The organism is Vreelandella zhaodongensis (assembly GCF_013415115.1).
GTDB classification, from domain to species: domain Bacteria; phylum Pseudomonadota; class Gammaproteobacteria; order Pseudomonadales; family Halomonadaceae; genus Vreelandella; species Vreelandella zhaodongensis.
This window is the reverse complement of the sequence record NZ_JACCDD010000003.1, coordinates 206,258-225,008: the sequence shown is the minus strand read 5'-3', so window position 1 is coordinate 225,008 and position 18,751 is coordinate 206,258. Positions and strand designations below refer to the sequence as shown.

At 54.1% G+C, this 18,751-nt stretch carries 18 protein-coding genes; 5 read left to right on the top strand and 13 right to left on the bottom strand.

The features are described 5' to 3' along the window. Positions 1–224 precede the first annotated feature (224 nt). The 3 genes from HZS79_RS07540 (at position 225) to HZS79_RS07530 (ending at position 4,660) form a co-directional block, all read left to right on the top strand. Positions 225–2,690 carry a DUF1266 domain-containing protein gene (locus HZS79_RS07540; RefSeq protein ID WP_179927484.1) on the top strand — a complete coding sequence of 822 codons (2,466 nt, stop codon included), beginning with the start codon at positions 225–227 and terminating at the stop codon, positions 2,688–2,690. 106 nt (positions 2,691–2,796) lie between these two features. Continuing rightward, positions 2,797–3,435 carry a C40 family peptidase gene (locus tag HZS79_RS07535; protein WP_162218582.1) on the top strand — a complete coding sequence of 213 codons (639 nt, stop codon included), beginning with the start codon at positions 2,797–2,799 and terminating at the stop codon, positions 3,433–3,435. Between the two features lie 34 nt (positions 3,436–3,469). Then, entirely contained in the window at positions 3,470–4,660 is a 1,191-nt protein-coding gene (locus HZS79_RS07530; protein WP_162218581.1) for an MFS transporter, read from the top strand. Here the strand turns inward: HZS79_RS07530 and HZS79_RS07525 are convergent. The 5 genes from HZS79_RS07525 to HZS79_RS07505 are packed head-to-tail and all read right to left on the bottom strand — an operon-like array spanning position 4,657 to position 9,459. Beyond that, positions 4,657–5,265 carry an ABC transporter ATP-binding protein gene (locus HZS79_RS07525; protein WP_162218580.1) on the bottom strand — a complete coding sequence of 203 codons (609 nt, stop codon included), beginning with the start codon at positions 5,263–5,265 and terminating at the stop codon, positions 4,657–4,659. The two genes, HZS79_RS07530 and HZS79_RS07525, sit on opposite strands and share 4 nt — an antisense overlap. Next, the gene (locus HZS79_RS07520; protein WP_162218579.1) at positions 5,258–6,082 is read right to left on the bottom strand and encodes an ATP-binding cassette domain-containing protein; all 825 of its coding nucleotides are present in this window, start codon (positions 6,080–6,082) and stop codon (positions 5,258–5,260) included. Before HZS79_RS07520 ends, HZS79_RS07525 begins: the two co-directional genes overlap by 8 nt. 19 nt (positions 6,083–6,101) lie before the next feature. Continuing rightward, positions 6,102–6,902, bottom strand: a complete 801-nt coding sequence (locus HZS79_RS07515; RefSeq protein ID WP_162218621.1) for an ABC transporter permease subunit — start codon at positions 6,900–6,902, stop codon at positions 6,102–6,104. Then, positions 6,899–7,879 carry an ABC transporter permease gene (locus HZS79_RS07510; protein WP_340159016.1) on the bottom strand — a complete coding sequence of 327 codons (981 nt, stop codon included), beginning with the start codon at positions 7,877–7,879 and terminating at the stop codon, positions 6,899–6,901. Before HZS79_RS07510 ends, HZS79_RS07515 begins: the two co-directional genes overlap by 4 nt. Further along, positions 7,870–9,459 (bottom strand): ABC transporter substrate-binding protein, encoded by a 1,590-nt coding sequence (locus tag HZS79_RS07505; protein WP_179927482.1) that lies wholly within the window; start codon positions 9,457–9,459, stop codon positions 7,870–7,872. The genes HZS79_RS07510 and HZS79_RS07505 overlap by 10 nt, the downstream gene beginning before the upstream one ends. A 105-nt stretch (positions 9,460–9,564) precedes the next feature. On the opposite strand from HZS79_RS07505, the gene nikR reads away from it, so the two are divergent. After that, positions 9,565–9,969 carry a nickel-responsive transcriptional regulator NikR gene (gene nikR, locus HZS79_RS07500; RefSeq protein ID WP_162218577.1) on the top strand — a complete coding sequence of 135 codons (405 nt, stop codon included), beginning with the start codon at positions 9,565–9,567 and terminating at the stop codon, positions 9,967–9,969. Positions 9,970–10,026: 57 nt separating this feature from the next. Here nikR and HZS79_RS07495 read toward each other — a convergent pair whose 3' ends face one another. After that, positions 10,027–10,509 (bottom strand): FKBP-type peptidyl-prolyl cis-trans isomerase, encoded by a 483-nt coding sequence (locus HZS79_RS07495; protein WP_162218576.1) that lies wholly within the window; start codon positions 10,507–10,509, stop codon positions 10,027–10,029. Positions 10,510–10,687: 178 nt separating this feature from the next. Between HZS79_RS07495 and HZS79_RS07490 the strand changes: the two genes are divergently transcribed. Next, positions 10,688–10,969: a hypothetical protein gene (locus tag HZS79_RS07490; protein WP_162218575.1), complete on the top strand. Its 282-nt coding sequence runs from the start codon at positions 10,688–10,690 to the stop codon at positions 10,967–10,969. Between the two features lie 144 nt (positions 10,970–11,113). Here HZS79_RS07490 and HZS79_RS07485 read toward each other — a convergent pair whose 3' ends face one another. The 7 genes from HZS79_RS07485 to mnmA all read right to left on the bottom strand — a co-directional run bounded on the left by HZS79_RS07485 (position 11,114) and on the right by mnmA (position 18,710). Beyond that, positions 11,114–11,581 (bottom strand): outer membrane lipoprotein, encoded by a 468-nt coding sequence (locus tag HZS79_RS07485; protein WP_162218574.1) that lies wholly within the window; start codon positions 11,579–11,581, stop codon positions 11,114–11,116. Positions 11,582–11,867: 286 nt separating this feature from the next. Then, positions 11,868–13,466, bottom strand: a complete 1,599-nt coding sequence (locus HZS79_RS07480; RefSeq protein ID WP_179927481.1) for an isocitrate lyase — start codon at positions 13,464–13,466, stop codon at positions 11,868–11,870. Positions 13,467–13,848: 382 nt separating this feature from the next. Next, positions 13,849–14,274: a GNAT family N-acetyltransferase gene (locus HZS79_RS07475; RefSeq protein ID WP_179927480.1), complete on the bottom strand. Its 426-nt coding sequence runs from the start codon at positions 14,272–14,274 to the stop codon at positions 13,849–13,851. After that, on the bottom strand, positions 14,274–15,455 hold the full coding sequence (locus HZS79_RS07470) for a cupin domain-containing protein (RefSeq protein ID WP_179927479.1): 1,182 nt from the start codon (positions 15,453–15,455) through the stop codon (positions 14,274–14,276). Before HZS79_RS07470 ends, HZS79_RS07475 begins: the two co-directional genes overlap by 1 nt. 21 nt (positions 15,456–15,476) lie before the next feature. Beyond that, positions 15,477–16,862 carry an adenylosuccinate lyase gene (gene purB / locus HZS79_RS07465; RefSeq protein ID WP_179927478.1) on the bottom strand — a complete coding sequence of 462 codons (1,386 nt, stop codon included), beginning with the start codon at positions 16,860–16,862 and terminating at the stop codon, positions 15,477–15,479. Between the two features lie 64 nt (positions 16,863–16,926). Then, positions 16,927–17,565, bottom strand: coding sequence for a high frequency lysogenization protein HflD (gene hflD, locus HZS79_RS07460; protein WP_162218569.1), 639 nt, complete (start codon positions 17,563–17,565; stop codon positions 16,927–16,929). Then, positions 17,562–18,710: a tRNA 2-thiouridine(34) synthase MnmA gene (mnmA, locus tag HZS79_RS07455; RefSeq protein WP_162218568.1), complete on the bottom strand. Its 1,149-nt coding sequence runs from the start codon at positions 18,708–18,710 to the stop codon at positions 17,562–17,564. The genes hflD and mnmA overlap by 4 nt, the downstream gene beginning before the upstream one ends. Positions 18,711–18,751 lie beyond the last annotated feature (41 nt).

Sequence of the window (18,751 nt, the reverse complement as noted above, 5' to 3'; positions counted from 1 at the left end):
CAGTTGCTGCCCGGCCTTGTGCCGGGCGGTGTTGTTTTTACTCTCACTGTTTTACTTTCACTGTTTTAGCCCCTCGTTTTAACTTCTCTTCTCTATCGGTCTTAGCGCCACTTTCCGTTACACTATGTCATCTTAACGATGCCACTTTTGTAGCGACCTTTAATTAAGGCTGCTTCATCTTGTTTCGTTTTTGTTGATAGCGTTATGTTTTTTCGAGGTGTCTTTTGGCCGACGCACTAAATGCCTGGTGGGCTCAACAGCTTGTTCTGTGTGATTGGGCGTTCACGCCTCATCCATTGTCAGTGGATGCCGTTGCAGCAGAACAACGCCTGCTCCAGTTGGGCATTATCCACCGTGGAGAGCTGGCCGATCAGCTTGTTTTCGCCTTGGATGCGCCCGCTGGTGACGCTGACCGATTGTTAGGGGCATTAGAGTGGGCGGCCCTGGCGGGGGGGGCTGGCTGGCTGACTCAGGCTCAGGCGTACACGTGGGCGCATCACCTAACACGACGTATTACGTCGGAGTATAGTGACCTCCGCGCCTGGCTGACTGACCTCCGTCGTGCATTGGGGGCAAAGGGCTGGGAAACAGGGGCGGATGATCGGTTCATTGATGCTTGCCAGGCGTTAGCTGGCCTAGAAAGCGAAGGCGAAGGGGTCACTTGGGAAGTCCTTGAGGAAGCACTAGCGACGTTGCCTGCACCATCTTCGCTGTGGCCGCAAAGCCCCGCGGCTCAGCCGTGGCGGCTATGTGCTCTATTTCGCCCTGTGCTTAGCTACCCCGCTAGTGCTGCGGATTGGCCCGATGCCGATCAATGGCTTGCTCGAATTTGGCAAGTGCATGACCGTGAGCAATTATTAGAGGTAATGCTTTGGTTAAGTGCCCAGGGTGAGCGTCAGCGTTGGGACATAGAAGCACGTGAACTTTTGACGATGGATAATGCTCAGCGTCAGGAGTGGCAGCGAGGGGCCATCAATGATGCGCCTTACGCACCGGTGCTGGTCACCTTTATCAATCAAGGTGAACCGTTAGAGTGGGCTGCCTGGGATTGGCTGCGGGTGGTGGAACTTGCCTGGGCAGGGGCTTGCTGTGGCTGGTTAAGCCAGGAAGAGGCTGATGATTTAGCGGGACATGCCGCGGACTTGATCGGCCACCGCTACCATGATTGGCATGCCATATTGAAAGCCTACATGCGTGGCCAAAGTCTATTTGAGGGAGTAGATCGGCGTGGCATGACGCCCAGTGCTCGACATAAGTTTCTCATGCATGCACCTCATAGCCCTTGGAAGCATCCGCTAAGCGCTCTGCTGGATGACGCTACCCGCAGTGCGTCACGCCAGCGGATTAACCAGTGGCGCAATACGCCGCACCATTGGCTGCTGGCATTGGCAGGCGTACGCGAGCCTGATGTCATGCTGCGCCAGCTCAACCCCTCCGCTCCTATTGCAGAGCAGCGTCGTGCGGATGCGGCGTTATATCTCCAGGATTCATTAGGGCTTCATGCGGATGAAGGCCACCAAGCATTGGCTCGCTATTGGTTACCTGCCCAGGCGCACCATCTTAATCAGCTTGCCGCAGATGCCGTGCACGGCGTTATGCCGCCGTCACAGACATCTTTTGGCCAACCTACGCCTGATGAGCTAAAGCAGCGTAATGCGGTAAAAGGGGTTAGCCGCCATGCCGCCACTATTCACATGGCGGAGAAGTTCGCGTTTTACCTGCATATGGCGCTGGATAGCAGCTTGTTTGAGCGCGAGCCGCTGATGGCGTATGCAAGCGCCTTGCGTAGCTGCCTGTGCCGCTTTTACGCGACGCCCAAGCGTCTGCTAGAGGCATGGTTTGCTTGGGAAAGTTGCCTGCCTGAGCCAGAGCACGATTCGCTTATTAACGAAATCGCCTGGCATCTGGAAGACCCAGGCAGCCTGTTTCATTGGTTAGATTGGCGCCCTGATGCGTGGTGTGAACCCGGTGAACGTCCCACGTTAAGCCATTTTACTGCGATGTCGCTGGTAGGGCCGCTCAATAGCGCGGTATGGAGTGAGCCTCAGCTTGAGAGCCCACGTGAGTGTGCGGACATTCGTGAGTGGGTGGAAAGCCATTATCACCTGAGCAGTGCTGACGACATGCAGGAGTTCTTAACCTTTATGCTGGAGGCGGGGGACCGGCAGGAGTACCAGATTAATTACGCCCCCTACACGCTTAATGAACAACGACTGGCATCGGAAATAGCGATTATCGAGTCGGGTGATTGTGCTGAAGAGGAGCGCCATCATTTGCTGCGATTACGTCGTGTTCGGGACAATGAAGACAGCTGTAATGACGTAGACATGGCTGCTTGGGATATTGCTCAGTTGGTGGACTTAGCCATTGCGGCACGTCAATTGGGGTGGCTAGATAAACAAGCGTTTGCCGTGGTGCTTGATCGGGCTTATTTGCTGGCTGCCAGCCACTATTCAGGTTGGCAGGAGTATGCTGCCGGTATGTACGCAGGGTTTTCGTTTTTTATGGGTGAAACACCTGAACGAGAAAGCTTTTTAGCGGGGTTTCGGCAGGCATTAGTGGCGTGGTTGTGCGGTGCGCCAATATTGGCTGGGCCTTGGGCGAGCCTTGACTTTCCAGGCAATAAGCCGCGCCATTTTGCGCCGCTGCATATTGATACGTTGCCAGGCGATCAACGAATCTTACATTGATGCTCGCCAAACATAGAGTAATTAGCTTATAGTTCAGGGTTTGAAAAAATGAGTTTCTTCATGCTCTGTTTTGTTTAAACAATTTTACTTTTACGAGGTTAGTTGCATGGTTGCGTTGCCACACCCCGCTGTGACCGCTGTCCGTGTTGTAAGTGTTTGTGCTGTTGTTGCTGTTTTAACTGGTTGTGCTGGCTCTGCCTCGCGCCAGAGCATGGAGCCACCTGAAGATTACTTCTCGTTGGCGTTGCCGGGATTGGCGAAGGGGGAGCATCTTGCAATGTCTCCTGCGAAACACTCCAATGGCCAAGTGCGTAGCCTTCAGACACCTCCACCTACACTCATTCGCCAAGCGCTGTTAGAGCAGCATCAGCGATGGGCTGGAACGCCCTACCGCATCGGTGGTAGCTCAGACAGTGGAATCGACTGTTCGGCACTGGTACAAAATGTATTTCTTGATACGTTTAATTTAGAGCTTCCACGCACGACGGGTGATCAAGTGCATGAGGGACGCCCGATCGACCGCCAAGAGCTGCAGGCGGGCGATCTGGTCTTCTTCCGTCCCCCTGGGCCTTATAATCATGTGGGGATTTACGTAGGGGATGGCCGCTTTTTACATGCGTCTTCTTCCCAGGGTGTGATTATTTCTAACTTGAATAATAGCTACTGGAAACGCTACTACTGGCAGTCTAGGCGTGCTCTGGAGCCAACTAACCTTGCCCAGCTAGGTGACCGTTTCATGCAGTGAGTGTCACCATACAGCGTTTAACGTTGGGGATGGCATGATTGAAGCTAAAACGCGCGCCTGGTGGCGCGCGACAGCGGCCCTATGCTTAGGGTCGTTTCTTGTGTTTATTAATTTATATGTGCCGCAACCTCTTCTACCTGGGCTGAAAGATGCCTATGGCGTGTCGACACTGGGCGTCAGCCTGTTGATGTCCGTATCGACGCTTTCGCTGGCGTTCGCACTGCTGGTATTTGGTCCTCTTTCTGACGCGATTGGCCGAGAAGCCATTATGCGCATCACGTTACTGTTAGCGGGCTGTCTTTCTCTTGCGCTAGCCTTTGCTCCTACGTTTGAAAGTCTACTGTTACTGCGTTTGCTGCAGGGCTTTGTGCTGGGTGGGCTGCCAGCAGTGGCCATCGCATGGATGGGCGATGAGTTTGATAAGCCCGCGTTGTTAAGCGCCGTTGGTCTTTATATTGGGGCCAATTCGCTTGGTGGTATCAGCGGGCGCGTAGTGGGCGGCGGAGCGGCGGCCTTAGGTGGCACGACAGCAGCGTTTTTGGCTGTGGGTGTGATGACGGTGGTTGGCTGCGTTGTGTTTTGGCGACTGTTGCCCAATAGCAAGGCATTTACCCCTAAGCCTTTTCAGTTTCGCCAAGCAGCGACAGACTTGCTCAGCCACTTGCGTTCCCCTTTGTTGCTGGCAGCTTACTGTTTGGGCGGTATTAACTTTCTTATTTTTATCAATCAATACAGTTACATTACTTTTCGTCTGGCGGGCGAGCCCTATCAATTAGCGGCTAGCAGCTTAGGGCTGATTTTTCTGACGTATCTGGGCGGTACGTTTGGTTCTACTGTGTCGGGGCGGTTAGCCGAGCGATTTTCTCCTGGGGGATGTATCAGTGCCGGTGTCGCTATTTTAATGGTGGGGTCTGCGGTGACGTTGGCGAACTCACTGACGCTGATTATTATTGGTTTAACGATCAATGCGTTTGGTTTTTTTCTCGCCCACTCGTTGGCTTCCAGTTGGGTAGGCCGCTATGCTCAGGGCGCGCGGGGTAGTGCATCGGCGCTCTATTTGGTGTTTTATTATTTAGGGGCCAGCGTGGGTGGGTTTTGGCTGGAGCCGTTTTGGCGCTGGTCACAGTGGCAGGGGGTAGTGGTTGGTTCATGGCTACTGCTCTGCGTGCCACTGGCAATTGGCATTAGTTTATGGCGTTTTGAGCGTCGAGTCGTGCGTCGTTAATTTAATACGCCTCCTGCTAAATGAACACGTCGGGTACATAAGCGCTCTAGAAGCGCGGCGTCATGGCTAATCACCAGCACGCCGAGCTGATGGTGCCTGGCATGCTGTTTGAGTGCTTGCCACAGTTCTACCTGGGTAATCGGATCAAGCATTGTCGATATCTCGTCAGCAATTAGGTAACGCACCCCTGGCGCTAGGGCGCGCAGTACGCAAATACGCTGTAGCTCACCGCCTGATAGTGCGTTGGGCAAGCGTTCAAGCCAGTCACGTCGGATACCAAAATCCTGTATCAATGCATCCGATGGTGTCCAGGCTTCGCGTAGCGTCTTTCCTACTCGCCAGCGTGGATTGACCGCAAGCTCTGGTGATTGCGCCAGCCACTGCACCGGCCGTAGTCCGCGTTGCGTTAGTGGTTTGTTATCCACATAGACGTCGCCATGCTGTGGTGTCAACAGACCTGCCAGGAGCTTGCCCAGGGTTGATTTCCCGGCGCCTGAGTTGCCGCTTAACCCTAGCCACTCGCCGTGTTCAAGGCGCAGTGATAACGTTTCTAATAGCGGCACGTTGGAACGAAAGCCAAATTGCAGTTGGCGAGCCTCAAGCAAGGGTGGGCTCCTTGGATGATAGGCGAGTGGGGGAGGTGCTGAAGGCATTGTTGGGGAGCGCATGCCACAGCGCTCTTGCATATGTACTCTGCAGTTGTTCCCCTTGGCCTTGGAATGCGCTGGCTTGGGTGGTTTCGACTGAGCGGCCTTGACGCATGATGGTGACACGGTCGGCAATAGGTAGCGCGTGGCGCAGGTCGTGAGTGATTAGTATCACCGCTTTGCCTTCCAAGGCTAATGCTTTAAGCGCGGCCAGTACGCGATTACGTTGCTGCGGATCTAAGCCTACGCTTGGTTCGTCAGCAATGATCAGGTTGGCCCGACTTACATGAGCCATGGCGGTTAAGACACGCCGCGCCATGCCGCCAGAAAGCTCATGGGGATAGCGCCGCTGGGCATCGCGGTCTAACTGATAGTGGGATAATGCTTCTCGAGCGAGCTGCCAAGCCACGGTATGGGGATTTCCCGCTCGGCGGGCTGCCCAGCTTACTTGGCGTTGGCTGCGAACCAGAGGGTCTAGCGCGTTAAGCGATTGTGGGATGAGTGCTAACTGGTGACCTCTGAGTCGTTGCTGGTGTTCACTGGTTAATAAGTTGCCATCAAAATAGAGCTGACCAGTCGCCTTCGCCCCTTCAGGTAATAATCCCATAATCGTGGAGGCGAGCAGGCTTTTTCCTGCGCCAGATGCACCAATGACGGCATGTATTTCTGCTGGCTGTACGTCGAATGTTACGTCTTCGATACAGGTTGCCCACTCTCGGCGCCACCATTTCCGATAGTGGGGAAGTTGCAAGTTGAGCTGGTTAATCTGCAGCATTACACGCTCCTATAGGCCTCTACAGCGCTCGCCTTAAGTGAAATGCTAAGCGGTCAATACATAGCACCATGAGTAGTAACCCCAACCCTGGGAACACGCCCAGCCACCAGTAGCCCGCCGTTAAATAGCGCATGGCGTCAGCCAATAATACCCCGATCGCTGGCTGACTTGGGTCTAGCCCGACCCCCAAAAAGGTCAGCGCAGCTTCATGCAAAATGGCATGGGGGAACAGCAGTAATGCGCCGACGATGCAGTGTGGAAACACGTGGGGTAGTAAATGATGCACTAAAATGAATCCACGGCGCTTACCAAACCCCTGAGAAATAGCCACATAGGGAGCCTGGCGCACCGTCAGTAGCTCGGCACGCAGTACTCTGGTTAAGCTGGGCCAGTGGGTAAAGGCGACGGCGATAATGACGGCCTGGGTGCCGCCGCCTAAGGCAAATGCAATGAGCAGCAGTAAAATGAGATGCGGTACGCTTAAGAGCGTATCGATCAGTAAGCTAATGATGGCATTGAGCGTCGTCGAAAGGGTTGCAACAGCGGCTAACGTTAGCGCAATGGCCGTTCCTAGCAGTGCAGCACTTAACCCCACCCAAAAGCTCAGCCGCAATCCTGCCACTGTGCGTGCCCACAGCTCACGACCAAGTGCATCGGTACCTAACCAGTGGCTGGTGCTGGGAGGCATCAGTCGTGCGTCAAACTGCATCTGTGATGGACTGTTTCCTAGCCACCATGCGCTACTTGCCAGTATTGCCAATAGCATAAAGAACAGGCCACAGTAGGCAGCCGCTGCAAAGCGAGGCTGCGCGCTCATTATGGCTGCTCCTTGGAGATGCGTGGATCGATAAGTTGGTAGAGACTATCGGCGATCAGATTGCCAATACTCACAAACAGTGCCGTAAACAGCGCTATTCCTAATAGAAGCGGCACGTCGCTACGTAGTCCGGCCTCAACGGTAGCTTGTCCAAGCCCTGGGTAGGCAAACACTTGTTCTATGAGTATAGAGCCACCAAATAGCTCGCCCAGTGAGGCAAAGGCGAGGGTTATTGCTGGAAGGCTGGCGTGACGAATGCCGTGCCGCCAAGCAATATCGAAGCGAGTGGCGCCTTGGGCAAAGGCGTGCAGGGCAATATCGGAACGCATGAGAGCCACCATTCGCGCGCGCGTATGCAGGGTGATGGCGGCGATGCCCAGCAGAGCCAGTGTGGCGACAGGTAGTATCAAGTGATGTAGTCGGGTGAGCGTGCTGACATCCTGATTGACAACGCCCGTGGGGCCCGCGCAGCAGGTAGGCATCCAGCCGAGATAAACGGAAAACAGCAACAGTGCCAGCATGGCGAGCCAAAAGGTAGGGGTGGATGCCGTGACATAGACGTAGCCGCAAATCAGGCGGTCTAGTAATGAGCCCTCTTTAGCACCGGCGATAATGCCCAGCGCAAAGCCGACAAGCAGAGCAAGTAGCCAGGCACTGCCCAGCAGTAATATCGAGCGTTGAAAGCGCTGGCTAATGACGTCGCTGACTGGCTGGTTGTAAATATGACTCCATCCCAACTCGCCGCTTAGCAACTGGCTTAGCCAACGGCTAAATTGAGCAGCAGGCGGCGCATCAAAGCCCCATTGCTCGGCAATGAGAGCGCGTTGGTCAGGGCTTACCTGAGCCATTTGAGAGCCGAGGTAGGCATCGATTGGGTCGATTGGAGAAAGCATGATCAACCCAAACGACACGGCCGCCACGCAGAGCAATACCAGGATAAGCCGCACTAGCCGGCTCGCTATCTGTTGGATTAATCGCACGTCCAGCGCCATTCCAGCAGGTTCGCGGTGATTGGCCATCCGTGACCATGAGGGGCAACGCCCAGCTCCCCGACATCCAGGCACGCATCGGCAGCATATACGTGGTCAAGATTGACCATCCACGCCCAGCTGGCATCGCCCCTAAATCCGTAGCCACTATCGCCGTCCCACTGGGCGTCTCGCCAGTGCTTATTCGCTTGTTCAACGCTAGCGGCTGCCTGGGCAGACTCTAGGTGGCTATCAACGGTGTTATTGGCATAATAACCGCTGTTGTAAAAACCAAAGCCAGCATGCTGGCTGTGGAACAGGTAGTAAACTTCTTGTGGGCTGTGGCTGCCGAAGCCAAACACAATGGCGTCTTGGTGTAGTGCCTCGCGTTGGATCTCGTCCCAGTGACGCCCTGTAGGCTGCACCTCAATCCCCAGGGGGCGTACCATTTCGGCGCTTATTTGGGCTAGCAGTTGGCGGGTGGTATCGCTGGCAGGGTAGGTCAAACGGAAACGGGCGGGCAGGTCATTTTTATAGCGTATCCCATCTTGGCGGCGCTCCCAGCCCGCGGTGTCGAGTAGGGCATTGGCGCGCTCGAGGTCAGGCGCGGTCAATGCTTCATCGTCAAGGCTCCAGGGCAAACCATCGGCTGGGCTGAAGGCTGGTCGGCCAAAGCCGTTCAGTGCAACATCCACCAGCGTTTCTCGGTCGAGCGCCAGGTTGATTGCTTGGCGAATAGCGAGATCAGATGTCACATCGTTGCCAATGGGGGCCCCTGAGGGCGCGCGATTGCCTAAGTCCGGCTGCATTGGGAATAAAATGCCGCGGTTATCAACGCTCTCCATTACCACGCGATGCATATGGTCGGGTAATTTGGTTGCTAGAGCGGGGGGCACGGAGGCAAGGTCAACCTGTCCCGCCTGGGCGGCGCTTAGCGTCGAGGTTTCGCCGGTAAACACAAACACCAACCGTTCAAACGCTGGTGTTGGGCCATAAAAATAGGGATTGCGCTCGACAATCAGTTGCTCACCCTCTTGCCACTCGACTAAACGGTAAGGGCCTGAGCCAAGCGGCTTCCTGCCATAGTCTTCGTTATAGCCGTTTTCCCGCTGGGCATCAGGAACGATACCTAGGGTCATCAGCTGGTCAATAAAAGTAATCCGCGGTGTCGTTAGTGTTAGTTCAACTGTGTGGTCATCAATGGCGTATGCTTTACTGAGTGCGCTGACGTCGGCGCGCCCACCGGCTGCGGCGGCAGCATTAAAAGTATAGGCAACATCCGCTGCGGTGAGTGGGGTTCCATCGGCAAAGCGAGCATCACTACGTAGTCGGAGTGTCCAGGTAAGTCGGTCTTCTGAAAGTGACCATGCGGTGGCAAGCCCAGCATCTACGTTGAGGTCGCGCCCTCGGGTGAGTAGTGTTGATTGGAACAGCGGGTTGCCGTATTGGCCCCAACCAAGCAGCGGGTCAAAGCCTTGCTCTGGTTCTCCGCCTATCGCCAGCACCAACTGCTCTTTTGCTTCCAGTGGCGGGCTTAGCACCAAGCATGCTGCGGCTAGACTCGGTAAGATGAAGCGGTAGTCGCAATGCATAAGATGGCCGTTTGAGTGAGTATGATGTTTTAACAATAACATCATACTTTTTGAGCCGAAAGTGGTTGAGCTGCTATCCAATTGAATGCCAGCTAGGGAGATAACATGCAACGAGTGACGGTAACGCTCGATGAGGAGTTGCTAAGCGAAGTGGATGCGCTAATGCGGATGCGTGGCTACCAGAACCGCTCGGAGGCGATTCGTGACTTAACACGTAGCGGCTTAAAGCAGGCTAAAGAAGAGATTGCACCAGAGGCACCGTGCATGGGAGCACTGGTATATGTGTACGATCACGCGGCGCGAGATTTATCTAAACGCTTAACCCGTCATTCTCACGATCATCACGATCTGACGTTATCGACGCTCCATGTGCACATTAATCATGATAGTTGTCTGGAAGTGGCGCTATTAAAAGGGCAGGGCAGCGCGCTAAAGCAGTTTTCCGATGAGGTGACGTCATCGCGCAGCGTGCGTTACGGGCAGCTGGTGTTAATTCCCGAAGAGCAGTAGCGCAAATTAAAAGGGCGACCCGAGGGCCGCCCTTTATTTACAGCATGCATTGAGTGATTAGTGCTCAACGCCGCCTTCACCGTGCACATGACCGTGCTCGGCTTCTTCTTCGCTCGCTTCGCGGACAGTAGCAATTTCAACATCAAAGTTGAGGTGCTGTCCCGCCAGCGGGTGGTTGCCATCGACAACAACGGTATCGCCTTCAACCTTCTTAACGGTAACCATCAATGGGCCGCCCTGGGTCTGCGCTTGGAACTGCATGCCAGGCTCGATGCTTTCAACGCCTTGGAACGCATCGCGGGGTACTTCTTGCATCAGCTGTTCTTGAACTTCGCCGTAGCCCTCTTCGGGTGCTACTTTTACGTTCAGTTTGTCGCCAGCAGAACGACCTTCAAGCTCTTTTTCCAGGCCTGGGATAATATTGCCAGCACCGTGGAGATACGTCAGTGGCTCACGGCCTTCGGAACTGTCAAGCACTTCACCTGCATCGTTGGTCAGAGTGTAGTGGAACGCGACAACCGAGTTTTGCGCAATTTGCATTAAATAACCTTTCGGTGAGTGCATGTCCCAACATGGTAACGCGTGAGAGCTGGCTTGTCAGGGGGTAAACGGGCTTTTTCTGCCCCCACACCTTTGGCGCTATTGCGCCGACGAGAGTCCGAGGATACCCTACGTCAACCTCTTTTCCCCCTTAAGACAACCTTCACCGGAGTTGGTTATGACGATCTTCTTTATCTGGGTTATCACATTTGCGCTAATTGCTTACTTTGCGAATAAGCGCTGGGATAGTGGTGTTAGCCAAGGCTTGGATAAGATGCTGCCTGAGGTTTTAAAGACCCATGGTGAAAACCGCTATATATGGGTGTTGGCATTAGCGATACTGGGCGCAACGACGATGGTTCGCCCAGTGGATATATTGCTGGTAGTCATTCTGCTGGCGATTATTGGTTTGGTTATCGCAAAGCTGGCAAGTTGGGCAAGCAGTAAGACGACTCATTAATTAAGTAGAGACTTAATTAAATGGCTTGTTGAAATATCTGCTTGTTGACCAAGACGCCGTTCCAAAAAAAGCGCCTGACCATTCATTTGGCCAGGCGTTTTTTGGTGTAACAGATAAGTATCTGTGGTTGATAAATATCGGTGATTAGTAGGGGGCGACGCTCAAGTTAGCTCCGCTACCAATCAAGCGAACCCGTTGTCCTGCCTGGAATTGGCGGTCGGCACTTTGTACGACAATGACATCGGTGCCGTCATCACGACGGATTTCCATCTCCAGCGCATTGATCCGGTTTGCGCGATCTTCCGCTGCAGTACCGGCAACCGCACCGCCTAGCGCGCCAGCTACAGTCGCTAGCTGGCGACCTGAACCGCCACCCACTTGGCTTCCAAGTAGACCGCCGATAACAGCACCACCGCCACCACCGAGTATGTTGCCGGTACGGCTATCTGCTTGAATTTGCACTGGGCGCACGGCAACCACAGTACCATAGGCGACGCTTTGGCCTGTTTGTGCTTGGTTACCACGGTATACATCGCCAGAGTAAGGAGCGGTGTTAGCACAGCCTGCTAGCGTAAGAATGCTTAGTGCGGCAATAGGTAGTATACGTTTCATTAAAATCTCCAATGTTTCTCGGCCCGCATGGCTGCAAAGCAGCAATAATAGGTAATGTCTGAGCTAGTTATAGAACGGTGTTCGCTAAGAACATAACGCAAGTATAACGCTTTGACTAGTCATCCAGGTAAAAGATCACACTATGAATTGTAGACAAGTATTAAGAAAGCAATGTGCAAAAATGTGCATCATTCATTGAGAGAGGGTAGATGAGAAGGGGGGTACTGAGAGAAACGCAAAAAACAGGGGGCATGCAGCCCCCTGTTGTGTGTTGCTAAGCAAGTGATTAGCCGAACTGATTCATGGTGTTGTCTTTACCGCCGGCTTTCAGGGCTGCATCACCATGGAAGAACTCCTTATGGTCATCGCCAATGTTAGAGCCTGCCATGTCTTGGTGTCTGACGGTGGCGATACCTTGGCGAATTTCCTGGCGCTGAACGCCCTCAACGTAAGCCAGCATACCTTCATCGCCGAAGTAGCCTTTAGCCAGGTTGTCGGTAGACAGCGCGGCGGTGTGGTAAGTCGGCAGAGTGATTAAGTGGTGGAATATACCGGCTTCGCGAGCGGCATCGCGCTGGAAGTTGCGGGTCCACTCATCGGCAAGTTGACCAAGTTCGGTGTTGTCGTACTCAACACTCATCAGCTGATCGCGCTGGTAAGCAGATACGTCTTTGCCTTCTTTTTCCCACGCATCGAATACTTGCTGCCGGAAGTTGAGTGTCCAGTTAAACGAAGGTGAGTTGTTGTAAACCAGCTTGGCATCAGGCACGACGTCGCGAATACGATTAACCATGCTGGCAATTTGGCCAACGTGGGGTTTTTCGGTTTCGATCCACAGTAAGTCAGCACCATTTTGCAGGCTAGTAATACAGTCCAGCACCACACGGTCTTCACCGGTACCTGGCTTGAACTGGTAGAGACCCGACGCTAAACGCTTAGGCTTCACTAGCTTGCCGTTCTGTTTGATAACCACGTCGCCGTTGTTAATGTCGCTAGCGTTTTCAATAACGTCGCCATCTAAGAAGCTGTTGTACTGATCACCCAAGTCACCAGGCTCATTGGTAACGGCGATTTTCTGAGTCAGGCCTGCGCCTAGTGAGTCGGTACGGGCAACGATAACGCCGTCTTCAATACCAAGCTCCAGGAAGGCGTAACGAACCGCATTGATTTTTGCCAGGAAGTCTTCGTGGGGAACGGTGACTTTGCCATCTTGGTGGCCGCACTGCTTCTCATCGGAAACCTGGTTCTCAAGCTGGATACAGCAAGCGCCCGCTTGGATGAATTTTTTAGCCAGCAGATACGTTGCTTCAGCATTACCGAAACCAGCATCAATATCGGCAATGATCGGTACGATGTGCGTCTCGTAGTTGTCGATTTTGCTGATCAGCTCTTGCTCTTTAGTGCTGTCGCCTGCTTCTTTTGCGTCGTCTAAAGCACGGAACAGGTGGTTGAGCTCCCACGCATCGGCTTGCTTTAAGAAGGTATAAAGCTCTTCAATGAGGTCGGCAACAGAGGTTTTTTCATGCATTGACTGGTCGGGAAGCGGGCCAAACTCTGAGCGTAGAGCGGCCACCATCCAGCCAGAAAGGTACAGGTAACGTCGCTTAGTCGTGCCGAAGTGCTTTTTGATGGAAATCAGCTTTTGCTGACCAATAAAGCCATGCCAGCACCCCAGGGACTGCGTGTACTGAGAGGTATCAGCATCGTAGGCTGCCATGTCTTCACGCATGATTTTGGCAGTATAGCGGGCGATGTCTAAGCCCGTGTGGAAACGGTTTTGGGCACGCATACGTGCAGCGTATTCAGGTTTGATCGCTTCCCATTTGCCGCCTTGAGCTTCGCGCAGTTGGGCCATTGCTTTGATATCTTCGAGCAGTCCTGACATAAGCTGTTTCCTCTGGGGTCGTGATAGCTGTTCGCAAGATTAGCTGACGCTTATGCTGCACCTGCGAAGTTGTGTTCAGCATTATTGAATTTTACGGCGCTGTCTCTACGTCTATCGTCTTTGAACCAAACGTCTAACACACTAACGTCGAAGGTGGTAAAGACGCTTGCGACAGTCGATAACGCCGTGATGCAGTTACTATCAACGAGAATAGGGCATTCAACAATTGTCACTTGGGGGCAGGTGTGGTTGTAGTTCGACTACAGCGGCTCCCTATGGCGCCCTGTTTGTGTAGTGGTTTTTCGTCAGATGGGTAGCAATATGCACAAAAAACGCCACACAGAGGTGGCGTTATCGTAGGGCTTCAGAACGAGTAAGGTGATTAAAACGTCAATACCATTTCTCGATGAGGTATTCCGGCATCCATAAATACATCGCCGTGGGTGACAAACCCTAAACGCTCGTAGAAAGCGAGAGCGTGTAGCTGAGCGCTTAGCGCTACGCTGGTATGGCCTGCTGATTTGGCAGCCCGTATGGCGGCCTCCATTAGCTGGTAGCCAATGCCAGAGCCGCGAAAACTGGCAAGGACGGCAACACGCCCAATATGTCCATCCGGTAGCAGGCGAGCAGTGCCCACCGGCGTGCCCTCAACAGTGGCCAAGAAGTGGATGCACTCCTCATCTCGGCCATCCCACTCTTCTTCTTTAGGCACGTTCTGCTCGTCAATAAACACTACGCGGCGGATGGGAGAGGCAGCATCTTTGAGCGCCTCCCAGTGGCCGCTAACAATGGTGGTGGCAGGCACCATTACTCCTCATCCTCCTCTTCGCCCATAAAGCCCAGGCTGCCAGTGTTCACAAGTTGAGTGATGAGCGCAGCGGCACCGTCAAGGTCGAGTACGTCTTCATACATGGGGGTGGGGTCAGCAAGCCGCTTAGCCAGCTCCTCTGAGCAGGCGTGCCCGTCACCATCGGCAAATAGCGTGGTACCGTTGGCATCGCTGCGCCAGGCAACGCGAGAACCCGGCATATGAAGGAGTGGTTCGCCCTCTTGTAGCTGCGCTACAAGCTCTGCTTCGCTCATTGGCTCTTCAAGGGGGACTACTTGGTCAATATACTTCGGCTGGGTCATCACTCGCCCGAACCATTGCGCCACTTGTTCGGGCTTATCCAGCGTGGAGAGCACAAATTGGCGCATACGCTCGACGGCGTCGTCGTCTAATTCACCCAGATGCTGGGCGGGGGTCATGCCTGCATCGCTATAACGTTGAGAATCAGATAACTGTTCACCCACATAATCGGCGTAAGAGGTGATGGCCTCATCGGCTGAAGGTGCACGGAAACCGACCGAAATGGTCATGCAGTCGTCGGTTTGGCTAACGCCATGGTGGGCCCAGCCGGGAGGAAGGTAGAGCATGTCGCCCGGCGCCAGGGTCCAGTCGGAGCTTGTTTCGACCTCGAACGTTTCAAGGATGCGTAAGTCGATGCCTTGAATGATCGGCGCGTTGTCAGGCTGCTTGCTGCCTAGTTGCCAGCGGCGCTGACCGCTGGCTTGGAGCAAGAAAACATCATATTGGTCAATATGCGGACCGACGCTGCCTCCAGGTGGTGCATAACTCACCATGATGTCATCCAGCCGCCAGCGGGGTAGAAAGTCAAACTCATCCATGAGCGCAGCGATTGACGGCACGTAGTGATCAACCGCCTGAACCAGCAGACTCCAGTTGCCTTCCGGCAGTCGCTCGAAGGTCGCGTCGTCAAACGGGCCATGGGAAACCTGCCAGGGTCCCTCTGGCCCATTTTCTTCCACCAGACGAGCTTCCACGCCGAGTTCGCAGGCAAGCCCGGCGAGCTCATCAGGGTCGATGGGGCTAATGAAATCGGGGATAGCGCCACGAATCAGCAGCGGCTTCTGTTGCCAGTAGTTGGCTAAGAAATCTTCGGGTGTTAAGTCGCCGAGTAAAGTAAGTGGCTTATCGTGTTGGCTCATGGCGTTATCCTAGGGCGTCGTTTAGAGTGCAGCAAGCCGCTGGTTAAGTGCTTCGGCTTGTGCCTTCGCATTACCAATATAGCTGGCAGGAGAGAGCGCTTTCAGCTCATGTTTAACCGGCTCAGGTAGCTCGAGCGTATCAATAAAGGCAGCAAAGCCTGCCTGATCAATCCGCTTGCCACGGGTCAGTTCTTTTAGCTTTTCGTAGGGTTTTTCGATGCCGTAACGACGCATTACCGTTTGGATTGGCTCGGCGAGCACTTCCCAGCTGTTGTCCAGGTCTTCTGCAAGGCGCTCTGGGTTCGCTTCCAGCTTGCTGATGCCTTTGAGACTTGCATGGTAACCAATCAGACCGTAAGCCAGGCCCACGCCTAGGTTTCGCAGCACAGTGGAGTCTGTCAGATCGCGCTGCCAGCGTGAAATCGGTAGTTTCTGTGCTAAATGACCAAGCACCGCGTTAGCGAGCCCCAGGTTACCTTCCGAGTTTTCAAAGTCGATCGGGTTAACTTTATGCGGCATGGTGGATGAGCCAATTTCGCCTTCGATGGTGCGCTGTTTGAAGTAACCCAGCGAAATATAGCCCCATACGTCGCGATCAAAGTCGATCAAAATGGTGTTGAAACGGCAAACCGCATCGAAAAGCTCGGCAATGTAGTCGTGCGGCTCAATCTGTGTGGTATAGGGGTTGAAGCTTAGGCCCAAGCCTTCCACGAAGGTACGCGCGTTGGCTTCCCAGTCAATATCTGGGTAAGTCGTGAGGTGAGCGTTGTAATTACCCACGGCACCGTTAATTTTGCCCAGAATCTCAACACGTTCAATTTGCTTGAGCTGGCGCTTCAAACGGTAGGCCACGTTGGCCATTTCTTTGCCCAGCGTTGTGGGGCTGGCGGTTTGTCCGTGGGTGCGCGAAAGCATCGGTTGGGCCGCATGGGCAATGGCCAACTTGGCAATCTCATCTGCCACTTCATGCAGGGTAGGCAGAATGGCTTTAAGGCCATCTGCCAGCATGACGCCGTAAGAAAGGTTGTTGATGTCTTCGCTGGTGCAGGCGAAGTGAATAAATTCGGTGACTGCGTTGAGTTCGGGTTGCCCAGCAATCTTCTCTTTCAAGAAGTACTCAACCGCTTTGACGTCGTGGTTAGTGGTTCGCTCAATTTCTTTGATGCGCTCGGCATCTTCGACAGAAAAGTCGCGAATCAGCTGCTCAAGAAAGGCAGTCGCTTCCGCTGAAAGCGGCGGTACTTCGACAATTTGGCTGTGGTCAGCAAGGCGCTGCAGCCAGCGCACTTCCACAATCACGCGAGCACGGATGAGGCCGAATTCGCTGAAATGCTCACGAAGCGCGGCAGCTTTAGCGCTGTAGCGGCCGTCAACGGGAGAGAGGGCGGTCAAAGCAGAGAGTTGCATGGCTTGGTTTCCAGGGTGGTCGAAAGTCAATGTGTCGAAGATGTGTCTGGGTGTCGCAAGCGGGTCAGCCGAGGCTGTCCAGAGCTTGCCTTAATGCTTTACGTTGGAAGACCAGCTTCCAACGACGCCCGCCTTGTTGATGCCACAGTAGCGCAAAACGAATGCCTGCCATCAGGCAGGCGCGCACCCGCTCGGGCATCATAGGTGTTTGCAGTAACGATGGGTCGCCCTGCACGACAATACGGGTTTTGAACGTCGAAATGGTTTCTTGGTAGGCTTCGCCAAGGCTGGCAATGACATTTTCATGGGTGCTGCCGAAATGCTCTGCCTGCCCCTCAACACGGGCCAGCTTTTGGCCAAGCAAATCCATCATATGGCGATCAGTGCGCAGCTTATTCATTAGCAGTAGCAGTGAAAAGCCGTAGCGCAATACCACGGGGTTAGCCTGCTTGCGCCCAACCAGCGCTTCCAGCGTATCCAGTCCTCGGCGCAGGTTGTTGGGGTGGCCGCCATAGATGGCTTCAAAGCTATCTGGGTTAGTGTCGACCGTCGCGTTAATCAGCGTTTCCCAGGCGCGGGGGTCAACCTGTCCGGTACGCGCTAGTTCATCTACTAGGCTTGCCGCTTGAAAGACACCAGCCAGTGCCAGTGCTTGGCGGGCGGCTTGGGAATCGGGTGCACGGTGAATGGGGGTGGCGCTCATGCGGCTGCCTCCGTCGTGTTCCAAGTGGCGCGAATAACACCGCCGCCTAAGCAAATATCACCATCATAAAGTACCAATGACTGGCCAGGTGTCACCGCCCATTGGGGGGCATCAAAAACCACCTCGACAGAGCCATCGGGCAACGCTTGGACTTCACACGGGCAGTCACTTTGACGGTAGCGGGTCTTGGCGGTAAAACGGCCCTGCGAGGCAGGCGGTTCGCCTGCTACCCAATCCATCGCTTCAGTGGCCAGAGCATTGCTAAACAGCAGGTGATGGTGCTTGCCTTGGACGACAATCAACACATTGCGCTCCAGATCTTTGGCCGCTACGTACCAAGGGTCTTCCGAATAGTTGGCTAGGCCACCAATGCCTAACCCCTGACGCTGTCCAAGGGTGTAGTACATTAACCCCATGTGTTTGCCAATAACGTCGCCTTCGGGTGTTTCAATATTGCCGGGCTGTGCGGGTAGGTATTGCTGCAAAAAGTCGCGGAAGCGGCGCTCGCCGATAAAGCAAATGCCGGTAGAGTCTTTTTTCTTGGCGGTAATGAGATCGTGCTGTTCAGCCAGTGCCCGAACGGCGGGTTTTTCCAACTCGCCGACAGGAAACAGGGTGCGTGCAATCGCCGCTTCAGGCACTGCGTGCAGGAAATAGCTTTGATCTTTATTGCTATCCAAGCCTTTTAGCAGACGTGGGCGACCTTCACGAACCCCTTGGCGCACATAGTGTCCGGTCGCAATTTTATCGGCGCCCAGCATTTCGGCGTATTCAAGAAAAACCTTAAATTTGATCTCTCGGTTGCACAGAATATCGGGATTAGGCGTTCTGCCTGCTTTGTACTCTGCCAGGAAATGCTCAAATACATTGTCCCAATACTCGGCAGCGAAGTTGGCGGTATGCAGCTTGATACCTAGCCTCGTGCACACCGCCTCGGCATCGGCAAGGTCTTCTTTTGCCGTGCAGTATTCGGTGCCGTCGTCTTCATCCCAGTTCTTCATAAACAAGCCCTCAACTTCGTACCCCTGTTGGAGTAGAAGGAGAGCGGAAACCGATGAATCGACGCCGCCCGACATGCCAACAATTACTTTTGGGGTGTCGGCCTCGGACGCTTCATGAGTAGACGTGCCATGGGTGGATGTCATTGGCATCCTCAGTTGAAGTGGTGGGCAGTTGGGCGCTAATT

Coding starts and splice junctions, on each gene's coding strand:
- HZS79_RS07535 (WP_162218582.1), top strand. CDS start 2,797: ATGGTTGCGTTGCCACACCCCGCTGTGACCGCTGTCCGTGTTGTAAGT.
- HZS79_RS07530 (WP_162218581.1), top strand. CDS start 3,470: ATGATTGAAGCTAAAACGCGCGCCTGGTGGCGCGCGACAGCGGCCCTA.
- HZS79_RS07520 (WP_162218579.1), bottom strand. CDS start 6,082: ATGCTGCAGATTAACCAGCTCAACTTGCAACTTCCCCACTATCGGAAA.
- HZS79_RS07505 (WP_179927482.1), bottom strand. CDS start 9,459: ATGCATTGCGACTACCGCTTCATCTTACCGAGTCTAGCCGCAGCATGC.
- nikR (WP_162218577.1), top strand. CDS start 9,565: ATGCAACGAGTGACGGTAACGCTCGATGAGGAGTTGCTAAGCGAAGTG.
- HZS79_RS07495 (WP_162218576.1), bottom strand. CDS start 10,509: ATGCAAATTGCGCAAAACTCGGTTGTCGCGTTCCACTACACTCTGACC.
- HZS79_RS07490 (WP_162218575.1), top strand. CDS start 10,688: ATGACGATCTTCTTTATCTGGGTTATCACATTTGCGCTAATTGCTTAC.
- HZS79_RS07485 (WP_162218574.1), bottom strand. CDS start 11,581: ATGAAACGTATACTACCTATTGCCGCACTAAGCATTCTTACGCTAGCA.
- HZS79_RS07480 (WP_179927481.1), bottom strand. CDS start 13,466: ATGTCAGGACTGCTCGAAGATATCAAAGCAATGGCCCAACTGCGCGAA.
- HZS79_RS07475 (WP_179927480.1), bottom strand. CDS start 14,274: ATGGTGCCTGCCACCACCATTGTTAGCGGCCACTGGGAGGCGCTCAAA.
- HZS79_RS07470 (WP_179927479.1), bottom strand. CDS start 15,455: ATGAGCCAACACGATAAGCCACTTACTTTACTCGGCGACTTAACACCC.
- purB (WP_179927478.1), bottom strand. CDS start 16,862: ATGCAACTCTCTGCTTTGACCGCCCTCTCTCCCGTTGACGGCCGCTAC.
- hflD (WP_162218569.1), bottom strand. CDS start 17,565: ATGAGCGCCACCCCCATTCACCGTGCACCCGATTCCCAAGCCGCCCGC.
- mnmA (WP_162218568.1), bottom strand. CDS start 18,710: ATGACATCCACCCATGGCACGTCTACTCATGAAGCGTCCGAGGCCGAC.